The sequence below is a fragment of the Micromonospora sp. NPDC093277 genome (genome assembly GCF_044765245.1).
Classification (GTDB): Bacteria; Actinomycetota; Actinomycetes; order Mycobacteriales; family Micromonosporaceae; genus Micromonospora.
The window spans coordinates 463,407-483,613 of the sequence record NZ_JBIWJO010000004.1 but is presented as its reverse complement, the minus strand read 5'-3'; the positions used below and the strand labels follow the sequence as shown (position 1 = coordinate 483,613).

Below are 20,207 nucleotides of genomic sequence, written 5' to 3'. Positions count from 1 at the left end.
CGCCGAGACGAACGTCGACGCGCCGATGTTGTCACCGGCGGAGATGAACGCCGTGTTCGGGTTCTGCGCCCGCAACTGACCGACCAGACCAGCCAGCTGAGCAGCGCCACCGGCCGGCTGACCACCCACGGTCGCCGGAGACTCCAACCGACCATGGAAGTCGTTGATACCCAGCAGCTGCAGGTTCACCGGCTTCGTGTTGTTGCCGGTGCTGATGCCCACCACGACCGGGTTGTGGTCGCTGGCCCGGTACGGGTTCGCCTCGTAGAAGGCAGCCAGACCGTCGTACTCGAAGGCGAACGACTCGACCGCGTTGATCTGCCACACGTCGACCCCGGTGATCCGCGACACCAGCGACGGCGAGGCGAGAGCGTGATCGAGCGAGCCGGACTCGCCACCGAAGACGTAGGTGGCCTTACCGGTGTTGTTCAGATCCTTGAACTTGGCGTCGTAGAGGACCTGCATCGGGTCCTCCTGGGTGTACGCGTTGAAGTCACCCAGCAGCAGCACGTCGTCGGAGCCGGCGTCGGCCTTGACCTGGTTGACGAAGGTGGTCAGCGCCTTGGCCTGCCGCACCCGGTCGCCGTTCCAGCTGCCCTGACCGGTGTCGGCGTTGTCGCCGGTCCCGGTGCCACTCTTGGACTTGAGGTGGTTGACCACCACGGTGAAGGTGGTGCCCCCCGCGGTGAACGTCTGCGCGATCGGCTCGCGGGCGTTGAACCAGACGGTCTCGTCGTTGACGGACCGGCCCAGGCCCTTCGGCTGGACCTTCGCCGGCTTGAAGATGATCGCCGTGGTGATGAAGTCCTGCTCGGTGGGGCCGGGCAGCTCGGCCGGGCTACGCACGTAGTCCCAGGTCCCGGCGCCGTCCTTGGCGTTGAGCGCGGTCACCAGGCGCTTCAGCGCCTGCTGCGGGTCGCTCGCGTTGAACCGGACCGAGTTCTCGATCTCCTCAAGGCCCACCACGTCGGCACCGAGCGCGCTGATCGCCGCGACGATCTTCGCCTCCTGCTTGGCCAGCCCGGCCTCGTTCGCCGCACCGCGAGCGTCGCCGCCGAAGTGCACGAAGTAGTTGAGGACGTTGAAGCTGGCCACGCGGACGTCGCCGCCGACGTTCACCGGGGCGGCGGTACGGGGGTTGGTGGCCTTGAAGGTGGTGCGACTCACCGTCGGGGTGTCCGCGCTGACCGGGGTGGTCGGCTGGAAACGCCACTCGCTGAAGCCGTACGACAGCACGACCGGACCGAACGCCTCGACCGAGTCGCCCACCCGCAGCGGGTTCTCCTTCGAGATGTACGGCGGCAGCAGACCAGCGGTCGACAGGTTCGTGGTCTGGCCGTCATCGAGCAGGATCCGCCGGAGCTTGTTGTCGGCGACCACCTGCTGGGCGGCGTCCGTACCCGGACGGGCCAGGTCGGTCGCGTTGCGGGCCACCTTGTCACCGGCGGCGAGCACGACCTCGCCGTACCGGTTGGTGTTGTACACCTCGGAGACGGTGTACTGGCCAACCGGCGCCACCAGCATCGACTCGACCGACTCGCGGGCATCCTCGGACAGCGGCAGGCTCACCGGAACCGGGGCCGGCAGGGTGGCGCTGTGCTCACAGATCTGCACGTCGGCCTTGGCGGCGGTGCTCAGCTGGGTGAGGCCGTTGTACTCACTGGGGGTGCCGCTGACCCGTACCCGGTCGCCGATCGCGACCGACGGGTGGTTCGCGGCGTTCGTGCCGACGTAGACGAAGACGCCGTCGGAGGCGGTGCCGGCGGCAACCGGACGGTCGCCACCGCTGCCGGCGGTCTGGACGTAGACGCCGTTGTAGCCACCGGTGCGGTGGTCGGCGGTCACGATGCCCTCGACGGTGACCCGGTTGCCGGCCAGCGGCGTGGCGCTGCCGGTGCCCTGGACCTCGGCGATGGTGTGGTCAACGGTGACCGTGCAGCCGATCTCCGGGTCCGGCTCGGGGTCCGGGTCGGGGCTGACGGTGTCGTTGCGGACGCCGAAGGTGCTCGGCGCCGGGGGGTTCCACTTGCCGTTGATCTTCTGCAGCGAGTGGCCGACCGGGGTGTTGGTGGTCTCCTCGACCCCGATGTCGGTGCCGGTCATTCCGTCGGCCGGGCCACCGACCGCGGTCATGGTGCCCTCGTAGGTGAGGAACTCCGCAACCGTGCCGGTCGGAGAAACCAGCGCGACGCCGTCCGGGGACCCGTTCTGGATGCCGTCGGTCGGGTAGTTGGCGACCATCACACCGGCCGCCGGCACCGTGCCGCTCAACGTCCGAGTGTTGTACGCCGCATTGTTCGCGCCGTTGTAGAGAACGATCTGCCAGCCGCTCAGGTCGAAACCGACCGGCGCCTCGATCTCGATCGCCTCACCGGTGTCGGTGCCGACGTTGTCGTAGTGGATCTCACTGATGAATGGGGTCGCGGCCGGCTCGGCAGCGAAGGCGGCGCTGCTGCTCAGAGCGAGCGCACCGCTCGTGGCGAGTGCGCCCAACACCCTGCCAGGGTGTCTGCGCATGGGTCGGAGCTTCAAAGCTGTTGCCTCCGAGAGGGGGGGATGGACTGGTGGAACCTAAGCGCAATTGGTGTCTTTACAGGAGCCACCAGATGTACGGAACAGGTTGGCCTGTCGGCCAGAATGCAACGGAGATCGAACAACGGCGCGCCGAGCCACGAAACGGACGCCAGCGCAGTTTATCCGCTGATTTCAATTATTCGCTCGCGTTGCGTAATGGTTCCGAACACGACAGGTGCGACTCCGGTTCATTCCGGTGCCGTACCCAGATGATCGTGACAGAAGGCGGTGCGTCCGTACAGCCGGGGATGCCTCATCGTCGGCACGAGTTGACCGCGGCATCCACTGTGGCCGTCGGATGGCCGTCTGACCTGCGGTCAGCTCGTCAGGTCCCGGCGGTCGAAGGCTCGAACGGCGGCGGCCAGGAGGAGCGCGGTGACGCCGACGAGGGCCGCGAGGTGGCCCCACTGGAAGCCGTGCCGCAGCGGCTCCCCGCCGTCGTAGTACTGGAACAGGGAGAGGTGGCGGAGGCCGTCGACGCCGACGAGGCCGGCCATGGTGCGCGTGGCGTAGCTGAGGACGGCGATGCCGGCGGTCACACCGAGGGTTACCGCGCGGTTGCCGGTGACCGCGCCGACGGTCAGCGCGATCGTCCCGAAGGCGATGGTGAGCAGGGCGAGCGCGGCGCACTGCGCGGCGAACTCGGTGACGCTGATGTCCTCCAGACGGGCTCCGGAACGGATGGCGAGCATGGCGAGCCACACCGTGCCGGCGATGAGGAGAGCACCGGCGGCGAGCGCGGCGAACCGGGCCAGGACCAGGCGGGTACGGCTGACCGGGTGGGCGAGCAGGAGGTCGAGGTGCCCCGCCTCCTCGTCGCCAGCGACGGCCCGGGTACCGACGGTGATGCCGTAGCCGACGGCGATCAGCGGCACAATGATGCCGAACACACTGGAGCCGAGATAGCCGGCGGCGGAGGCGAGATCGTCCATCCGGAGCGCCTCGCGCAGCCCCGGGGAGAAACCCTGCACGGTCTGTTCCATCGCCCCGTCGGCTACCTGCGGGTAGAAGGCCGCGTACATCACGGCGACCAGGGCGGTACCGGCGACGAAGCCGACGAGCCCACGGCGACCGTCACGCAGGGTCTTGCTGATCATCACGTCAAACACGGGTCCGCTCCTGGTCGGCGCCGTCGGCGCGGTAGTAGGTGAGGAACGTCTGCTCCAGGTCGGGGGTGGTGGCGCGCAGCGCCACCACGTGCTGCCGGCCGAGCAGCCGGATCAGGTCGTCCGGGCTGCCGGTGAGTTGGAAGCGGGCCGTCGAACCGTCGATGGTCAGTCCGGAGACACCAGGCAGGGCGGCCAGCTCCGCCTGGCCCGCGACCTGGGCGAAGGTCACCTGGAAGTCGTGCACGGTGCTGGCGCGCAGCTGAGCGACGGTGTCGAGGGCAACGAGGCGGCCCGCACGGATGATGCCGACGCGATCGGCGACGGCCTCCACCTCGGTCATGACGTGCGAGGACATGAAGACGGTCTGGCCGTTGGAGCTGGCCTCGCGTACCAGGTCGAGGAAGGTCTGCTGGACCAGCGGGTCGAGGCCGGAGGTCGGCTCGTCGAGGATTAGCAGGTCCGGCCGGTGCATGAACGCCTGCACCAGGCCAACCTTCTGCCGGTTGCCTTTCGACAGCGCCCCGATCCGGGCGGCGAGGTCCAGGTCGAGGCGCTCAGCCAGTTCGTCGATGCGGGCCTGCGGGACGTCGCCGCGAAGCCGGGCGAGGAAGTTCAGGCATTCACCGACCCGCTGTTGCCGGTTGACCACGAAGTCGCCGGCGAGGTAGCCGACCCGCCGGTGCAGGGACACCGCCTGCCGCCGGGGATCCTGGCCGAACAGCAGCGCACGGCCGCTGGTGGGTCGGATCAGGTCGATCAGCAGGCGGATCGTGGTCGACTTTCCCGCCCCGTTGGGGCCGAGGTAGCCGAACACCTCGCCCGGCCCGACCGTGAGGTCGAGACCTACCAGACCCCGGCGGCCGCCGTAGGTCTTGGTCAGCTTCTCCAACTCGATTACCGCGCTCATGTCGCAGACAGTACCGAATCTTCAGAGATTTCTGAAGCCTCAGAGCTGATAGAGTGATGGCGATGGCAGTACGGCGGGAAGGACGCGCATGACGGCACTGAGTGGCCCGGCGGAGCAGCTGGCGCTCACCCTCACCCAGGGTGGGATGCAGCGGATGACCGCCCGGGTGCTGGCCGCACTGCTCTTCACCCAGGACGAGGCGATGACCGCCGGGGACATCATCGATGCCCTGGGAATCAGCTCCGGCAGCGTCTCGACCGCACTCAAGTCGCTGTCGACGGTCGGGCTGATCGAGCGGGTCCCGGCACCCGGCAGCCGGCGCGACCACTTCCGCGTGCGCGAAGGGGCCTGGGCCACCCTCATGTCCGGCCAGAACGCCATCGTGACCGTCATGCGTGACGCCGCCGAGCAGGGCATCAGGGCCGCCGGGGCCGACAGCCCGGCCGGCCGACGGCTCGCCGAGATGCGGGACTTCTACGACTACCTGTGGCGCGAACTGCCCGCGCTCATCGACCGCTGGCAGACCAGACAGGTCGGCTAGGCCGCCCGGTCACCCAGCCCGGCCGCCACCTTGTCGAGGTGGGCGAGGAACCGCTGCACCGCCGGCGGCCGGCCTCGACCGGCCGCGGTGGCGGCGAAGACCCGCCGGATCGAGGCGTCGTCGGGATGCAGCCGGAGCAGGGCGAGGTCGGGCGGGGTGGCCCGGACGGCGAGCGCGGGCACCAGGGCGACACCCAACCCGGCCGCGACACAGCCCAGCTTGCCACTCCACTCCGCGGCCACGATGTCGATCCGTGGCCGGAAGCCGGCCGGCAGGGTGGCTCGCAACAGGCTCTCCTCGGCGGTGGCCGAACCGGCGATGAACGGCTCGTCGGCCAGCTCGCCCAGCCGCACGGTGCGCCGGTGGGCGAGCCGGTGCGCCCGGGGCACCGCCACCAGCAGGACCTCGTCCACGAGATGGTGCAGGTCGAACCGGTCCTCGTCGAGGGGCCGGTCGGGGGCCGCGCTGACCACGACGACGTCGGCGTCCCCGGTGAGCAGCCGGTCCAGCAGCCCCGGCGTCAGCCCTTCAACCAGGGAGAGCGCCACCTGCGGGTGGGCGGACCGGAAGGCGGCCAGGGCCCGGGGCACGAGCGCGGCGACCGCCGTCGGAAACGCGCCGACCCGCAGCCGGCCGGCGGTCAGGTCGCGGAGCGCGGCCAGGTCCCGGCGAGCCGCGTCGAGCCGGTCGAGCACGGCCTCGGCGTGGGCGAGCAGGCAACGGCCCGACTCGGTCAGGGCGACGCCGCGCGGCAGCCGGTCGAACAGGGGCGAACCGAGCTCGGCCTCCAGAGCGGCGATCTGCCGCGACACCGCGGACTGGGTGTAACTCAGGGTCCGCGCCGCCGCCGTGATGGAGCCGTGCTCGGCGACGACACGGAAGACCTGGAGCGCCTGCGGCTGCATGCCGCCATCCTGCCATGCAGCTGACGAATGGCAGTGATGCTGAACATTCGTTGGCAGCATGACTGGCGAGCATCTAGCGTTCTAGGCCATGGACGTCATCGCACTGCTGGGCACCGGCACCATGGGCACGGCGATCGGCCGCCGGCTGCTGGCCACGGGGCAGCAGCACCTCACGGTCTGGAACCGCACCCCCGCCCGGACGGACCCACTGGTCGCGGCCGGCGCACGGGCCGCCGCCACGCCGGCCGAGGCGGTCCGGGACGCCGACCTGGTGATCACCATGCTCACCGACGCCGCCGCCGTCGGGGAGGTGTTGTACGGCGTTGACGGGGCGGCAGGCGCCCTCCGGCCCGGCACCCACCTGGTCGAGATGTCCACCATCGGCCCACGGGCCCTGGCGGAGCTGGTCGGGCGGCTGCCGGCGGGCGTACCGCTCGTGGACGCGCCCGTCGCCGGCAGTGCCGGCGCGGCCCAGGCGGGTCGGCTCGTGGTGCTCGCCGGAGGCACGGAGGCAGCCGTCGAGCGGGTCACCCCAATGTTGGAACTGCTCGGCACGGTCCGCCGTTGCGGGGGCTCCGGCCGTGGCGCCGCGCTGAAGCTGGTCCTCAACACCGCCCTGGTCACCGCCGTGGCGGCCACCGCGGACGCGCTGGCGGTCGCGGAGGCGGTCGGCGTGGACCGGCGTACGGCAATCGAGGCCCTGGCCGCCGGACCGCTCGGCGGCGCGGTCACCCGGGCGACCGCCAAGGACGCCGCGTTCGCCGTCGCGCTGGCCGCCAAGGACGCCCGGCTCGCGCTCGACGCGCTCGACGGGGTGCCGGCACCCGTCCTGACGGCCACCGCGTCGGTGCTGGCGGCCGCACCCCACCCGGACGAGGACATCGCCGTCCTCACCGGCGTCCACCGCATGGACGTCGCGTCCCACGACAAGGAGCAACCGTGACCCTGACCCTGGACAACCCCACGACCGTCGCGGCGCCGTTCGGCGACCGGTTCGCCCACGTCGCCCGCCTCGACCTGCCGGGCGGCGCCCTGCTCCTGCTCTCCGGCCAGGTCGGCGTCGACGACGACGGCGCAGTGGTGGCGCCCGGTGACGTCCGGGCGCAGACCGAACGGATCTTCGAGCTGATCGGCGGCCTGCTCGCCGCACACGGCGCCACGTTCGCCGACGTCATGCACGTCCGGACGTTCATGGCCGACCTCGGCGACCTGGCCGGCTACGCGGCGGTCCGCGACCGGTACTTCCCGCACGCCAAGCCCGCGAGCACCACGGTCGAGGTGAGCCGGCTCTTCCTGGCCGGCGCGGTGCTGGAGGTCGAGGTGGCGGCCGCCCTGACCACAGTCTGATCGCCGGATCTCGCACCGGCCGGACCGCAGCGGCCCGACGACCGCAACGACGAAGAAAGTGCAGGCCACAGCTTGCGGTACGCTGGCAGCCAGTCACTACTACGACCTGTCGCGTCCGCCGTCGGTGTACGTCCGCCGGTGACCCGAGCCGGAGGTGCCGGATGGCCGACGACGACGCGGAGCTCACCGCGTGGGCGTTGGCCGCCGGCCGGGGTGACCGGGAGGCCGCCACCCGGTTCGTCCGCGCGACGCAGCAGCAGGTCCGGCGCTTTCTCACCGCGCTGACCTCCCCGTCCGAAGCCGAGGACCTGGCCCAGGAGACCTTCCTGCGCGCGATGCGGTCGCTGCCGTCGTTCGCCGGCCGGTCGTCGGCGCGGACCTGGCTGCTCACCATCGCCCGCCGGGTCGCGGTGGACCACGTACGGGCCGCGACGGCGCGTCCGCGGACGGTGCCGATGGTCGACGGGTACGACGCCCCCGACACCTACCGGGGCGGCTTCGACCGGCAGGTGGTGCTGGAACAGTTGATCGCCGCGTTGCCGGCGGAGCGGCGCGAGGCGTTCGTCGCCACCCAGGTGCTCGGGATGTCCTACGCCGAGGCGGCGGAGGTGTGCGGCTGCCCGGTCGGCACCATCCGCTCCCGGGTGGCCCGGGCCCGCGAGGACCTCGTCGCAGCCACCGAGAAGCGGCCAGGTCGGGCCTCGCGGCGCGGCGGCGACGCGGTGGGGTGACCGGGCAACCTTCCCGGTGACCTGCGTCAAGGCGGCGGCCCGGCCGACCCGGCGGGAACCGAAGCCCTCCTCGGACCGACTATGGGTACATGGGGTGTGAACAGTGGCGTGAGGTGTTGTCGGCGCTGTTGGACGGGGAGGAGACCGCCACCGAGCGGGTGGCCGCGGAGGCCCACCTGAGCGGATGTGGCGGCTGCCGGGCCTGGTATGACGGGGCTGCGGCGGTGACCCGCCGGGCGCGGCTGTCGGTCACCGTGGCCGACGACGACCTCACCGACGTCATCCTCGCCGCGCTGCCGGAGCCGGATCCGGCTCCGCGCCGCCGGACCCGGATCACGCTCACGCTGCGGGTGGTGCTCGGCCTGATCGGCGCGCTGCAGATCATCCTCGGCCTGACCCAGATCGGCCAGGGGGCGACCGGTGTCCACGCCCACGCGGCGGCCGGCGCGCTGGCGTCCGGGCACCTGTGGCACGAGTCGGCGGCCTGGAACGTCGCCGTCGGCGCCGGGTTCCTGTTCGTCGCGACGCGGCGCACCCCGCCGACCGGACTGGTGCCGATGCTGTCGGCCTTCGTCGGCACGTTGGTGCTGCTGTCGGTCAACGATCTGACCACCGGGCGGGTGGAGACGACCCGGCTGGTCAGCCACGGCTTCCTGCTCGCCGGCTATGCGCTCGTCGTCGCGCTGTCCCGGCCCCGGCTGCGGCCCGGTGGCCCGGCGCACCGCGAACGCCCGGAGGGACCGCGCTGGCACCTGCCCGCCGAGGAGCAGCCCGAGTCTCCCGGCCTGCGGCTGTTGCCGCCGCCGTACCCCGGCTCGGCCCGCACCCCCGACCGCTGGGCGGCCTGACCGGCGGCGGGGGTGCCGCCCGGGGAATCAGGGGCGGTAGCGGTAGCCCATCCCCGGCTCGGTGATCAGGTGCCGGGGGCGCGCCGGATCGTCCTCCAACTTGCGCCGCAACTGGGCCATGTACTGCCGCAGGTAGTTGGTCTCGTGATGGTATTCGGGGCCCCACACGTCGTGCAGCAGCTGGCGCTGGCTGATGAGCTTGCCGGGGTTGCGCAGCAGCTTCTCCAGCATGGCCCACTGGGTGGGGGTGAGCTTGACCTCGGCGCCGTCGTCCCGGGTGACGGTCCGGTCGGTGAGATCGACGGTGTGCCGGCCGACGCGTAACGCGGGGGTGCCGGGCGCGACGCCGCCGATCCGGCGGGTGACGGCCCGGATCCGGGCGAGCAGCTCGTCCACGCCGAACGGCTTGGTGACGTAGTCGTCGGCCCCGGCGTCCAGGGCGGCGACCTTGTCCTCACTGCCGGCCCGGCCGGAGAGCACGATGATCGGCACGGTGGTCCAGCCGCGCAGGCCCCGGATCACCTCGACGCCGTCCAGATCGGGCAGCCCCAGGTCGAGCACCACCAGGTCGGGCGGATGCCCCGCGGCGGCCTTGAGCGCGGCCCCACCGGTCTCGGCGACCAGGACGTCATAGCCGCGGGCACGCAGGTTGATCCGGAGGGCGCGCAGGATCTGCGGCTCGTCGTCGACGACCAGGATCCGGGTCATCCGCGTGCCCCCTCCGGAGCCTCGGCGGCCGGCAGCCGCACCACCATGGTCAGCCCTCCGCCCGGCGTCGTCTCGGGGGTGATGCTGCCACCCATCGCCTCGGCGAGCCCCCGGGACAGCGCGAGCCCGAGGCCGACCCCGGTCTGGTTGTCCCGGTCGCCGAGGCGCTGGAACGGCAGGAAGACGTGCTCCCACTGGTCCTCGGGGATGCCGGGCCCGGTGTCGATGACCCGCAGCTCCACCCGCCCGGCGTGCGCGCTGGCGGTGATCGTGGGCGGCCGCCCGGGCGGGCTGTGCCGCAGGGCGTTCGCCACGATGTTGACCAGCACCCGTTCCAGCAGGCCGGGGTCGGCCACGGCGGCCGGCAGGTCGGCCGGGATGTCGGTGACGACATCGGCCGCCGCCGGCCCGAGCTCGTCCAACGCCCGGGGTACAGCGTCCTCCAGTCCGATCGCCGCGGCGGTGACGCCGAGGACACCGGCCTGAAGCCGGCTCATGTCGAGCAGGTTCGCCACCAGCCGGCCGAGGCGGTCCAGGGACTCGTCGGCGGTGGCCAGCAACTCGTCGCGGTCCTCCGCGCCAAACTCGACGTCGTGGCTGCGCAGGCTGCTCACCGCCGCCTTCGCGGAGGCCAACGGCGTACGCAGGTCGTGGCTGACCGCGGCGAGCAGCGCGGTGCGCAGCCGGTCGGCCTCGGCGAGCGGCCGGGCGGTGGCGGCCTCCTCGGCGAGGCGTTCCTGGCGCAGCGCGACCGCGGCCTGCGCGGCGAACGCCTCGACCACCCGCCGGTCCGCGGCCTCCAGCCGGCGGCCGGAGAGCACCACGGTGAGCCGGTCGTCCACCGGCACGGCGGTCTCCCCGGCGCTGGGGCTGCCCGGCGGGGCGTCGCCGACCCCGGCCACCACCCGCCAGGCCGCCTCCTCCCGCGCCCGGCCGGGCCGCCCCTCGGCCTCGGCGACCAGCTCCAACACGCTCACCGCGCGCAGCCCGAAGGTCTCCCGCAGCCGGTCCAGCAACGCCGGCAGCGGCCGTTCGCCACGCAGCACGCCGCCGGCCACGGTGGCCAGGGTCTGCGCGTCGGCCGAGGCCCGCGCCGCCTCCCGGGTACGCCGGGCCGCCACGTCGACCACCCAGCTCACCGCGATGGCCACGCCGACGAAGACGCCCAGCGCGAGGAGGTTGTCCGCCTGGGCGATGGTCAACGCATGGTAGGGCGGGGTGAAGAACCAGTTCAGCAGCAGCGACCCGCCGAGCGCGGCGACCAGGGCCGGCCACAGCCCGCCGACCAGCGCCACCCCGACGACGCCGGCGAGGAACAGCAGGATGTCGTTGGTCAGGGTGAGGTCGGGCAGCGCCGCCAGCAGGACGGCCAGCAGCGGCATGCCGAGCAACGCGAGCGCGTACCCGAGCAGCCGGCGCCGCCGGGAGAGCGCGGCCGGCACCGAGGCCGCGCGCCGGCCGCGCCCGGCCTCCGCGTGGGTGACCAGGTGTACGTCAATCGGCCCGGAGAGCGCGGTGGTGGTCACCCCGACGCCCCGGGACAGCAGTTGGGCGAACCGCCCCCGCCGGCTGGCGCCGAGCACCAGTTGGGTGGCGTTGACGCCACGGGCGAAGTCCAGCAGAGCGGCCGGGATGTCACCGCCGAGGACCTGGTGGTACGTCCCGCCGAGGCTTTCCACCAGCACCCGTTGCCGGGCGAGCCGGGCCGGGTCCGCGCCGGCCAGCCCGTCGCTGCGAGCCACATGCACGGCGAGCAGGTCGGCGCCCTTGCTGCGGGCGGCGATCCGGGCGGCCCGCCGGATCAGCGTCTCCCCCTCCGGCCCGCCGGTGAGCGCGACCACCACCCGTTCCCGGGCCTCCCAGGTCGCGGAGATGCCGTGCTGCGCCCGGTACGCGTCCAGTTGCTCGTCGACCTTGCCGGCCAACCAGAGCAGGGCCAGCTCGCGCAGGGCCGTGAGGTTGCCGACCCGGAAGTAGTTGCCCAGCGCGGCGTCGATCCGGTCGGGACGGTAGATGTTGCCGTGGGCCATCCGGCGGCGTAGCGCCTCCGGGGTCATGTCGATCAGCTCGACCTGCTCGGCGGCGCGGACGACCTGGTCGGGGACGGTCTCCCGCTGGGTGACGCCGGTGATCTGCGCGACGACGTCGTTGAGCGACTCGAGATGCTGGATGTTGACCGTCGACAGCACGCTGATGCCGGCGTCGAGCAGTTCCTGGATGTCCTGCCAGCGCTTGTCGTGCCGGGAGCCGGGCACGTTGGTGTGCGCCAGCTCGTCGACCACGGCGACCTCGGGGCGGCGGGCCAGGACCGCGTCGAGGTCCATCTCGGTGAACCCGGCGCCCCGGTAGGTGATCGCCCGGCGCGGCACCACCTCCAGGTCAGCGATCATCGCCGCCGTGTGCGGCCGCCCGTGGCTCTCCACCAGGCCGATCACCACGTCGGTGCCCCGCTCGGCCCGCCGCTGAGCCTCCTCCAGCATCGCGTACGTCTTGCCGACACCGGGGGCGGCCCCGAGATAGATGCGCAGTTCACCTCTCGGCACGTACCCCATCCTCTCTGAAAGGAAGGGCCCCTTCTTAACGCCTGGCGAGGTGAAGGGGCCCCTTCTTAACGCCTGGTCAGCGGGGGGCGAACTGTTCGTCGAGTGCGAGGTTGAGGGCTAGCACGTCGACTGCGGGCTCGCCCATGAAGCCGAGCGCCCGGCCGGACGTGTGCCGCTCGACCAGACGGCGGATCGCCACCGGGTCCGCGCCCCGCTCACGTGCCACCCGGGCCACCTGGATCTGGGCGTACGCGGGGCTGATGTGGGGGTCGAGGCCGCTGCCGCTGGCGGTGACCGCGTCGGCGGGTACGGCCGGCGCGGCGGGGGCGTCGCCCCGGACCGGGGTGACCACCCCACCCTCGGCGACGTAGTCGTGGCCGGGCTGGGCCAGCTCCACCGGCACCCCCTGCCAGCTCGCGATGAACGGGATGGCGGGGGCGACCTGGTTGACGCTGACCACCCGGGTGACCGGGCCGGTCAGCCCGTCCCGGTGAAACACGGCGAGCACCGCGCCCGCCCCGTCCCGGGTGCAGTAGGGTCGCCGCCCGTCGACGCCGTCGAGTTCGCCGATGGCCTTGCTCCGGGCGCAGACCTGGGTGAGCAGGCTCTGCTTCGAGTCGGCGGGGTTGCTGGCCATGGTGTCGACCACGCTCTCCGGACCCAGGTTGCTGGCCCCGGTGGCGGTCGGGTCGTAGCCGGCTCCGGCCGCCGACGGCCGGGACTGGAAATAGCGCGGTACGGGATTGCCATCGGCATCGGTGAACGACTGGCCGATCAGGGAACTGCCCACGGTCCTGCCGTCGACGCCGACCAGCGAACCGTCCGCCCGGCCGGCGAGGCCGGGGAGCCGGCCCACGGCGACCAGGGCCAACGGGTACGCCAGCCCGAGCAGGACGGTGAACACGAGCAACGCGCGCAGCGCGGCCAGGTGCTGGGCGAGCCAGGAAGGAAAGCGCATCACGAGATCCCCGGGACGAACTGGACGAGCAGGTCGATGAGCTTGATGCCGAGGAACGGCACCACGATGCCGCCCAGGCCGTAGACCAGCAGGTTGCGGCTGAGCAGCTTCGACGCGCTGGCCGGCCGGTAGCGCACGCCGCGCAGGGCCAGCGGGATCAGCGCGACGATGACGATCGCGTTGAAGATGACGGCCGACAGGATCGCCGACTCCGGGCTGGCCAGCCGCATGACGTTCAGCGCGTCCAGACCCGGGTAGAGGCCGGCGAACATGGCCGGGATGATCGCGAAGTACTTGGCGATGTCGTTCGAGATGCTGAACGTGGTCAACGCGCCCCGGGTGATCAGCAACTGTTTGCCGATCTCCACGATCTCGATCAGCTTGGTCGGGTCGGAGTCGAGGTCGACCATGTTGCCGGCCTCCTTGGCGGCCGACGTACCGGTGTTCATCGCCACGCCGACATCGGCCTGGGCGAGCGCCGGGGCGTCGTTGGTGCCGTCGCCGGTCATCGCGACCAGCCGGCCGCCCTCCTGCTCCTTCTTGATCAAGGCGAGCTTGTCCTCCGGGGTGGCCTCGGCGAGGAAGTCGTCCACCCCGGCCTCGTCCGCGATCGCCTTCGCCGTACGCGGGTTGTCGCCGGTGATCATGACGGTCCGGATGCCCATCCGCCGCATCTCGTCGAAGCGCTCACGCATCCCCGACTTGACCACGTCCTTCAGGTGGATGATGCCGAGCGCCCGGGCCGGTTCGCCGTCGACGTGCTCGGCGACCACCAGCGGCGTGCCGCCGATCCCGCTGATCTCGTCGACGAGTTGACCCACCTGCTCGGTGGGATGGCCGCCGTTCTCCCGGACCCACTTCATCACCGCCGCGGCGGCGCCCTTACGGATCCGGCACGCCGGCTCGGGGCCGTCGGGGGTGAGGTCGACGCCGCTCATCCGGGTCTGCGCGGTGAACGGCACGAAGGTGGCGTGCGGGATCAGGCCCGGCTCACGCTCGCGCAGCCCGAACTCGTTCTTCGCGAGCACCACGATCGAGCGCCCCTCGGGGGTCTCGTCGGCGAGGCTGGACAACTGTGCCGCGTCGGCGACCGTGGCCGCGTCCACCCCGTCGACCGGGAGGAACTCGGCGGCCTGCCGGTTGCCCAGGGTGATGGTGCCGGTCTTGTCCAGCAGCAGGGTGTTCACGTCCCCGGCCGCCTCGACGGCCCGGCCGCTCATGGCCAGGACGTTGCGCTGCACCAGCCGGTCCATGCCGGCGATGCCGATCGCCGACAGCAACGCCCCGATGGTGGTCGGGATCAGGCAGACCAGCAGGGAGGCCAGGACCACCCCGGTGACCCCGGCGGCCGCTATCGCGCCGGTGTCCGGAGCGGCCGCCCGGTAGCCCCTGGAGAAGATCGCCAGCGGCTGGAGGGTGACGACGGCCAGCAGGAAGATGATCGTGAGCGCGGCGAGCAGGATGTTCAGCGCGATCTCGTTCGGGGTCTTCTGCCGGTTCGCCCCCTCGACCAGATTGATCATCCGGTCGATGAAGCTCTCGCCCGGCTTCTGGGTGATCCTGACAACGATCCGGTCGGAGAGCACCTTGGTGCCGCCGGTGACCGCGCTGCGGTCGCCGCCGGACTCCCGGATGACCGGCGCGGACTCACCGGTGATCGCCGACTCGTCGATGCTCGCGATGCCCTCGACCACGTCCCCGTCGCCGGGGATGATCCCGCCCGCCTCGACCAGGACGACGTCGCCCTGCCTCAGCTGCGGCGCGGGCACCGCCTCGTCGCGATAGCTGTTCGCCGCCGCCCCCGGCTCCCAACCGATGAGGCGGGTGGCGATGGTGTCCTTCTTCGCCTGCCGCAGGGTGGCGGCCTGGGCCTTGCCCCGGCCCTCGGCGACCGCCTCGGCGAGGTTCGCGAAGATAACGGTGAGCCACAGCCAGACGGTGATGGCCCAGGCGAAGACCGAGGGGTCGGCCACCGCCAGAACGGTGGTGAAGATCGCGCCGATCTCGACGATCAGCATCACCGGGTTGCGCCACAGGTTGCGCGGGTCCAGCTTGCGCAGCGCGTCCGGCAGGGACCGGACCAGCTGCCTCGGGTCGAGCAGTCCCCCACTCACCCGATCGCCCTGGGTGGCCGGGGTCCCGGCGACCGGCTGCTCGCCGGCGTCGGGTGTCACGGGCGTGACGGACATGTCCTCTTTCCTCATGATGATCACAGCCCCTCGGCGAGGGGACCGAGCGCGAGCGCGGGCAGGAAGGTCAGCGCCACGAGGATCACCGTGACGCCGACGACCATCCCGACGAAGAGCGGTCGGTGGGTCGGCAAGGTGCCCTCGGAGGCGGGGGTGGGTTTCTGGCGCGCCAGCGAACCCGCGAGTGCGAGCACGAGGATGATCGGCAGGAACCGGCCGAGCAGCATGCACAGCCCGAGCGCGGTGTTCCACCACGGCGTGTTCACGGTGATGCCGGCGAACGCGGAACCGTTGTTGTTGCTCGCCGAGGTGAACGCGTAGAGCACTTCGGAGAGGCCGTGCGGACCGACGTTCAACGCGGTCGCGTTGTTGCCGGTGCCGAACGCGGCCGCGGTTCCCGCCAGCACCAGAGCGGGCGTGATCAGGAAGTACAGCGAGGCAAACTTGATCTCGCGGGAGCCGATCTTCTTGCCCAGGTATTCGGGCGTGCGGCCCACCATCAGGCCGGCGACGAACACGGTGATGACCGCGAGGATCAGCAGGCCGTAGAGGCCGGCGCCGACCCCGCCCGGGGCCACCTCGCCGAGCATCATGTTGACCAGCGGCATCATCCCGCCGAGCGCCGTGTACGAGTCGTGGAACGAGTTCACCGCGCCGGTCGAGGTGAGCGTGGTCGCCGCCGCGAAAGTCGCCGAGTTCGACACGTCGAACCGGACCTCCTTGCCCTCCAGCGCCGCCCCGACCGCCCGGGGGACAGTGCCGTGGCCGGACAGCTCGAAGACGTTGGTGAGGGTGACGCTGGCCAGCGCGAGGATCGCCATGACCGCGGCGATCGCGTAGCCCTGGCGGTTCTGCCCGACCATCCGGCCGAAGACCCGGGGCAGGCTGAACGGGATGACCAGAATCAGGAAGATCTCCAGCCAGTTCGTCCAGGCCGTCGGGTTCTCGAACGGGTGGGCGCTGTTGGCGTTGTAGAAGCCGCCGCCGTTGGTGCCCAACTCCTTGATGACCTCCTGGCTGGCCACCGGGCCGCCGGTGATCGTCTGCGAACCGCCGGTCAGGGTGGTGACGTCGGTGCCGCCGGAGAGGTTCTGCACCACGCCGCCGAGCATCAGCACAAGCGCGCCGAGCACCGCGATCGGCAGCAGGACCCGCAGGGTGATCCGGGTCAGGTCGACCCAGAAGTTGCCCAGCTCGCCGCTCCGGCTGCGGGCGAACCCGCGGACCAGGGCGACCGCCACGGCGATGCCGACCGCCGCGGAGACGAAGTTCTGCACGGCCAGGCCGGCCATCTGCACCAGGTGGCCCATGGTCGACTCACCCGAGTACCACTGCCAGTTCGTGTTGGTCACGAACGAAACCGCGGTGTTCCAGGCGCCGTGCGGGACCACCGGGTCGAAGCCGAGGCTCAACGGCAGGTGGTCCTGCACACGCTGGAGGGCGTACAGGAACAGGACCGAGACCGCGGAGAAGGCGAGCACGGCGCGGGCGTACACGCCCCAGGACTGCTCGGCGGCGGGGTTCACCCCGACCAGGCGGTAGATCCCCCGCTCGGCCCGGGACTGCCGAGTGCCGGAGACCACGCGGTACAGGTAGTCCCCGAGCGGCCGGTAGACGGCGACGAGCGCCGCCACCAGGGACAGCAGGAAGAGAACGCCAGCTGTTGTCACAGTCATCAGAAGCGCTCCGGGAACAGCAGGGCGACGACCATGAACACGCCCAGGCCGATCGCCAGCACCAGCCCGACGGTGTTCACCGCGCTCACAGCTTCTCCACTCCCCTCACGACGAGGGCGAGCGCTGCGAACAGCCCCACCGTCAACAGCACGAACACCAGGTCGGACACGGCTGACTCCTCTTACGGCCTTGTCCGCGACCGCTTCCCGGTCGCGCCGGGCAATCACAACGCCCGCTCAGCCGAACGGACAGGGGCCATAACGCGACCGTGACGGCGACCCACGGTTTCTTGACGCGCCTTTCACGGGCACCGCCGCAACGGCCCGTCGGGCGCCATGGCCGCCGACCCGGACGGCCCCGACCGGGGGCGCATGCGGTGGTGCGCGCCGGGCCTAGGGTGGGCGGGTGCACCGAGTCCGGCTCGCCGCCACCCTGACCGCCGTACTCCTCGCCGCCCTCCCGGGGTGCAACAGGGTCGACCCGGAGTACACACCGCTGCGGCACCCCTTCCGGGGCGCGACCCTGCTCGTGGACACCGACAGCCCGGCGCAGCACTGGCGCGAGGACCACCACGCCGCCTGGCTGGACCCCATCGCCCGGACCCCGCAGGCCCACTGGCTGACCGGCCCGGAGGATCTTGCCGACCTGCGCCCGTACCTCGACGCCGCCCGGGCCCGGCGGGCGCTCCCGGTGGTGGTGATCTACCACATTCCGAACCTGGACTGCGCCGGTCCGGACGGGGGCGGCGCCAGCGGCCCGACAGCGTACGCGCAGTTCATCGGGCGGACCGCGCAGGTGCTCGGGGCCAGCCGGGCGGCCGTCATCCTGGAGCCGGACGGGGTGGCCGCCGAGTGCTTCGACAACGCCCGGGCACGCCTGCTCGCCGATGCCACCCGCACCCTCGCCGACGCGGGTAACCACGTCTACCTGGACGCCGGGCATCCTCGCTGGCGACCTGCCGAGGAGACCGCCGAGCGCCTGCACCGGGCCGGCATCGCGCGGGCGGAGGGATTCTCGGTGAACGTGGCCAACCGGCAGTCGACCACCGACAGCCAGCGATGGGGCCGGCGGGTGTCGGACCTGGTCGGGGGCCGGGAGATGGTCATCGACACCTCCCGCAACGGCCTGGCCGCCCCACCGCACGACGAGTGGTGCAACGCGTCCCCACAGGCCCTCGGCCAGCTACCGACCACAGAACCGAAGCTGGACCGGGTGGCCGCGCTGCTCTGGATCAAGAACCCGGGCGAATCGGACGGCCCGTGCGGCAAAGGTGAACCCGCGCCGGGGGTGTTCTCGCCCGCTCAGGCCCGCACCCTGATCGCGGCCACGCCCTGGCTGCCGGCTGCCGCCCGAAGGGCCGCAGCCCACGCCAGCCCGCCGGTCAGCTGACCGTCCACTTTCGATGCCCGGGTCCGGCGATCCGCCTGGGCCTGCGCCGCCATCCGGCCCACCCGGGGGTATTCCGGTTGAGACCACCGGGACCGGCGACTAGCCTCGCGGCGTCACTTCGAGGTTGCGAAGAAGGTGTTTTGGTGCCCGTGCTCAGCGCGACGAACCGGATCGACCTGTCCCACGGACCCACCTTCTGGAGTGATCACATTGGATCTGCCACGTAGTTTCGTCATCCGCGAGGGCGACCTCCGGATCCTCAACCCGTTCGACGCCGGCAAGCTGGCCACGCTGGCTCGGGCGATCAAGCTCGAACCCGGCACGTCGATCCTCGACCTGTGCAGCGGCAAGGGCGAGCTGCTCTGCACCTGGGCCCGGGACCACGGCGTGACCGGCACCGGGGTGGACATCAGCACGGCGTTCACCGCTGCCGCTCGCGACCGCGCCGTCGAGCTGGGCGTCGCGGACCGGGTCCGGTTCGTGCACGGCGACGCCGCAGCCTTCGTACCCGAGGAGCCCGCCGACCTGGCCGCCTGCGTCGGTGCCACCTGGATCGGCGGGGGTGTGCCCGGCACCCTGGAGATCCTCGAACGCGGCCTGTGCCCCGGCGGGATGGTCCTGGTCGGGGAGCCGTACTGGCGGCTCGACCCGCCCGACGAGGAGACGGTGACCGCCTGCCACGCCCGGTCCCGGGACGAGTTCCGGGACCTGCCCGGGCTGGTCCGGCTCTTCGGGGAGTGTGGCTGGGACCTGGTGGAGATGGTCCTCGCCGACCAGGACAGCTGGGACCGGTACGCGGCGCCGCACTGGCTCAACCTGCGCCGCTGGCTGGACGCCAACCCCGACGACGAGCTGGCCGGTGAGCTGCGCCGGGAGCTGACCGAGGACCCGCTGCGGCACGTCCGCCACCGACGGGAGTACCTCGGCTGGGGCGTCTTCGCCCTGCTTCGACGCTGACCGCCGGGGGTCGGCCGCCGCGCCAGTCGCGGCGGCCGGCCCGCCGGTCAGCTTCGCGCCGGGGCGGTCCGGGGCAGGCGCTGCACCTGCACGGCGACCGCGGGTCAGTCGCCGCCGCCCTCGCCGTGCCCGGCGGTGGCCGCCGGGGTGTCGCCCCAGACGGCCTTCGCCCCGGAGTCCCCGATCCGATAGATCTGCACCACATTGGCCACCGCGACGACCACGGCCAGCACGGCGACCACCACGCCGAGCGCACCCTGCCCGGTGGCACGCCGGGGCTCGGCCGTGTCCCCGGTCGCACCGGCGGCGGACCGGCGGTGCAGCCAGTACAGCGCGACCGCGGCGACCAGCAGCGGCACCGCGAACCAGATCAGGGTGTCCCCCAGCTCGGCGTGCTCGCCCGGGTTGCCGACCCGCCGCTCCAGGCTCTCGCCGCTGTCGCTGGCGAGCGGGACCATGCCGGTGGCCAGCGCGGCGATCAGCACGACGAGCACGCCGAAGCGCCCCCGCCAGGAGGGTCGGACGGCCAGCGCGACCACGCCGAGCGCGGCCAGCGGCAGGAGGACCACGACGGCGTGCACCACGAGCGGGTGCAACGGCAGTCCGTTGACGGTGTCGGGCACGGATCTCTCCTCGGCGGTCGGCGATGGTCCGGCCACACTGTGCCCGGCGTTTCTTGGAAATTTCTTGGCCGGCCGGAGGTGGTGGACGCAGGCGTCCGTGCCCGCCCGAGGTGAGGTCGATCACGGGCGGTGGGCCCGGGCCCACCGGTACCGTTCCTCCTCGGGCGTGCGCACGTCGCGCGCCGCCCCACGGCGAGCGGCC

Annotated in this window: 18 protein-coding genes; 7 read left to right on the top strand and 11 right to left on the bottom strand. The window is 72.1% G+C overall.

Annotated elements, in window-relative coordinates:
• The 3 genes from ACIRG9_RS12520 to ACIRG9_RS12510 all read right to left on the bottom strand — a co-directional run.
• Positions 1 to 2,496, bottom strand: a 2,496-nt coding sequence (locus tag ACIRG9_RS12520) for an ExeM/NucH family extracellular endonuclease (protein WP_402854210.1), incomplete at its 3' end; no start/stop codon positions are given.
• A gap of 395 nt (positions 2,497 to 2,891) precedes the next feature.
• Complete coding sequence (locus tag ACIRG9_RS12515) at positions 2,892 to 3,683, bottom strand: ABC transporter permease subunit (protein WP_402854207.1); 792 nt, start codon at positions 3,681 to 3,683, stop codon at positions 2,892 to 2,894.
• Positions 3,676 to 4,590 carry an ABC transporter ATP-binding protein gene (locus ACIRG9_RS12510; protein WP_402854205.1) on the bottom strand — a complete coding sequence of 305 codons (915 nt, stop codon included), beginning with the start codon at positions 4,588 to 4,590 and terminating at the stop codon, positions 3,676 to 3,678. Before ACIRG9_RS12510 ends, ACIRG9_RS12515 begins: the two co-directional genes overlap by 8 nt.
• An 88-nt stretch (positions 4,591 to 4,678) precedes the next feature.
• On the opposite strand from ACIRG9_RS12510, the gene ACIRG9_RS12505 reads away from it, so the two are divergent.
• Positions 4,679 to 5,131, top strand: coding sequence for a GbsR/MarR family transcriptional regulator (locus ACIRG9_RS12505; RefSeq protein ID WP_402854202.1), 453 nt, complete (start codon positions 4,679 to 4,681; stop codon positions 5,129 to 5,131).
• Here the strand turns inward: ACIRG9_RS12505 and ACIRG9_RS12500 are convergent.
• A complete protein-coding gene (locus ACIRG9_RS12500) occupies positions 5,128 to 6,036 on the bottom strand; it encodes a LysR family transcriptional regulator (protein ID WP_402854199.1) in 909 nt (302 codons plus the stop codon). The two genes, ACIRG9_RS12505 and ACIRG9_RS12500, sit on opposite strands and share 4 nt — an antisense overlap.
• Before the next feature lie 88 nt (positions 6,037 to 6,124).
• Between ACIRG9_RS12500 and ACIRG9_RS12495 the strand changes: the two genes are divergently transcribed.
• The 4 genes from ACIRG9_RS12495 to ACIRG9_RS12480 all read left to right on the top strand — a co-directional run bounded on the left by ACIRG9_RS12495 (position 6,125) and on the right by ACIRG9_RS12480 (position 8,962).
• Positions 6,125 to 6,979: an NAD(P)-dependent oxidoreductase gene (locus tag ACIRG9_RS12495; protein ID WP_402854196.1), complete on the top strand. Its 855-nt coding sequence runs from the start codon at positions 6,125 to 6,127 to the stop codon at positions 6,977 to 6,979.
• The gene (locus ACIRG9_RS12490) at positions 6,976 to 7,383 is read left to right on the top strand and encodes a RidA family protein (protein WP_402854193.1); all 408 of its coding nucleotides are present in this window, start codon (positions 6,976 to 6,978) and stop codon (positions 7,381 to 7,383) included. The genes ACIRG9_RS12495 and ACIRG9_RS12490 overlap by 4 nt, the downstream gene beginning before the upstream one ends.
• 161 nt (positions 7,384 to 7,544) lie before the next feature.
• A complete protein-coding gene (locus tag ACIRG9_RS12485; protein ID WP_402854190.1) occupies positions 7,545 to 8,114 on the top strand; it encodes a sigma-70 family RNA polymerase sigma factor in 570 nt (189 codons plus the stop codon).
• An 89-nt stretch (positions 8,115 to 8,203) separates the two neighbouring features.
• Entirely contained in the window at positions 8,204 to 8,962 is a 759-nt protein-coding gene (locus ACIRG9_RS12480; RefSeq protein ID WP_402854187.1) for a zf-HC2 domain-containing protein, read from the top strand.
• A gap of 27 nt (positions 8,963 to 8,989) precedes the next feature.
• On the opposite strand, the gene ACIRG9_RS12475 is transcribed toward ACIRG9_RS12480, so the two are convergent.
• The 6 genes from ACIRG9_RS12475 to kdpF all read right to left on the bottom strand — a co-directional run bounded on the left by ACIRG9_RS12475 (position 8,990) and on the right by kdpF (position 17,125).
• Complete coding sequence (locus ACIRG9_RS12475) at positions 8,990 to 9,670, bottom strand: response regulator (protein ID WP_402854185.1); 681 nt, start codon at positions 9,668 to 9,670, stop codon at positions 8,990 to 8,992.
• Positions 9,667 to 12,213, bottom strand: a complete 2,547-nt coding sequence (locus ACIRG9_RS12470) for a DUF4118 domain-containing protein (RefSeq protein ID WP_402854182.1) — start codon at positions 12,211 to 12,213, stop codon at positions 9,667 to 9,669. Before ACIRG9_RS12470 ends, ACIRG9_RS12475 begins: the two co-directional genes overlap by 4 nt.
• Positions 12,214 to 12,289: 76 nt before the next feature.
• Positions 12,290 to 13,171 (bottom strand): potassium-transporting ATPase subunit C, encoded by an 882-nt coding sequence (locus ACIRG9_RS12465; protein ID WP_402854179.1) that lies wholly within the window; start codon positions 13,169 to 13,171, stop codon positions 12,290 to 12,292.
• Entirely contained in the window at positions 13,171 to 15,360 is a 2,190-nt protein-coding gene (kdpB, locus tag ACIRG9_RS12460; protein ID WP_402854176.1) for a potassium-transporting ATPase subunit KdpB, read from the bottom strand. The genes ACIRG9_RS12465 and kdpB overlap by 1 nt, the downstream gene beginning before the upstream one ends.
• Positions 15,361 to 15,380: 20 nt before the next feature.
• The gene (kdpA, locus tag ACIRG9_RS12455; RefSeq protein WP_402854174.1) at positions 15,381 to 17,036 is read right to left on the bottom strand and encodes a potassium-transporting ATPase subunit KdpA; all 1,656 of its coding nucleotides are present in this window, start codon (positions 17,034 to 17,036) and stop codon (positions 15,381 to 15,383) included.
• Complete coding sequence (kdpF, locus tag ACIRG9_RS12450) at positions 17,036 to 17,125, bottom strand: K(+)-transporting ATPase subunit F (RefSeq protein WP_402854171.1); 90 nt, start codon at positions 17,123 to 17,125, stop codon at positions 17,036 to 17,038. Before kdpF ends, kdpA begins: the two co-directional genes overlap by 1 nt.
• Before the next feature lie 316 nt (positions 17,126 to 17,441).
• Between kdpF and ACIRG9_RS12445 the strand changes: the two genes are divergently transcribed.
• Positions 17,442 to 18,425, top strand: a complete 984-nt coding sequence (locus ACIRG9_RS12445) for a glycoside hydrolase family 6 protein (RefSeq protein ID WP_402854168.1) — start codon at positions 17,442 to 17,444, stop codon at positions 18,423 to 18,425.
• Between the two features lie 210 nt (positions 18,426 to 18,635).
• Entirely contained in the window at positions 18,636 to 19,382 is a 747-nt protein-coding gene (locus ACIRG9_RS12440) for an SAM-dependent methyltransferase (protein WP_402854302.1), read from the top strand.
• A 104-nt stretch (positions 19,383 to 19,486) separates the two neighbouring features.
• Here the strand turns inward: ACIRG9_RS12440 and ACIRG9_RS12435 are convergent, their stop codons facing one another.
• Entirely contained in the window at positions 19,487 to 20,005 is a 519-nt protein-coding gene (locus tag ACIRG9_RS12435) for a DUF2231 domain-containing protein (protein WP_402854165.1), read from the bottom strand.
• Between the last annotated feature and the right edge of the window lie 202 nt (positions 20,006 to 20,207).

Coding starts and splice junctions, on each gene's coding strand:
- ACIRG9_RS12495 (WP_402854196.1), top strand. CDS start 6,125: ATGGACGTCATCGCACTGCTGGGCACCGGCACCATGGGCACGGCGATC.
- kdpB (WP_402854176.1), bottom strand. CDS start 15,360: ATGTCCGTCACGCCCGTGACACCCGACGCCGGCGAGCAGCCGGTCGCC.
- ACIRG9_RS12485 (WP_402854190.1), top strand. CDS start 7,545: ATGGCCGACGACGACGCGGAGCTCACCGCGTGGGCGTTGGCCGCCGGC.
- ACIRG9_RS12505 (WP_402854202.1), top strand. CDS start 4,679: ATGACGGCACTGAGTGGCCCGGCGGAGCAGCTGGCGCTCACCCTCACC.
- ACIRG9_RS12475 (WP_402854185.1), bottom strand. CDS start 9,670: ATGACCCGGATCCTGGTCGTCGACGACGAGCCGCAGATCCTGCGCGCC.
- kdpA (WP_402854174.1), bottom strand. CDS start 17,036: ATGACTGTGACAACAGCTGGCGTTCTCTTCCTGCTGTCCCTGGTGGCG.
- ACIRG9_RS12480 (WP_402854187.1), top strand. CDS start 8,204: ATGGGGTGTGAACAGTGGCGTGAGGTGTTGTCGGCGCTGTTGGACGGG.
- ACIRG9_RS12500 (WP_402854199.1), bottom strand. CDS start 6,036: ATGCAGCCGCAGGCGCTCCAGGTCTTCCGTGTCGTCGCCGAGCACGGC.
- ACIRG9_RS12465 (WP_402854179.1), bottom strand. CDS start 13,171: ATGCGCTTTCCTTCCTGGCTCGCCCAGCACCTGGCCGCGCTGCGCGCG.
- ACIRG9_RS12510 (WP_402854205.1), bottom strand. CDS start 4,590: ATGAGCGCGGTAATCGAGTTGGAGAAGCTGACCAAGACCTACGGCGGC.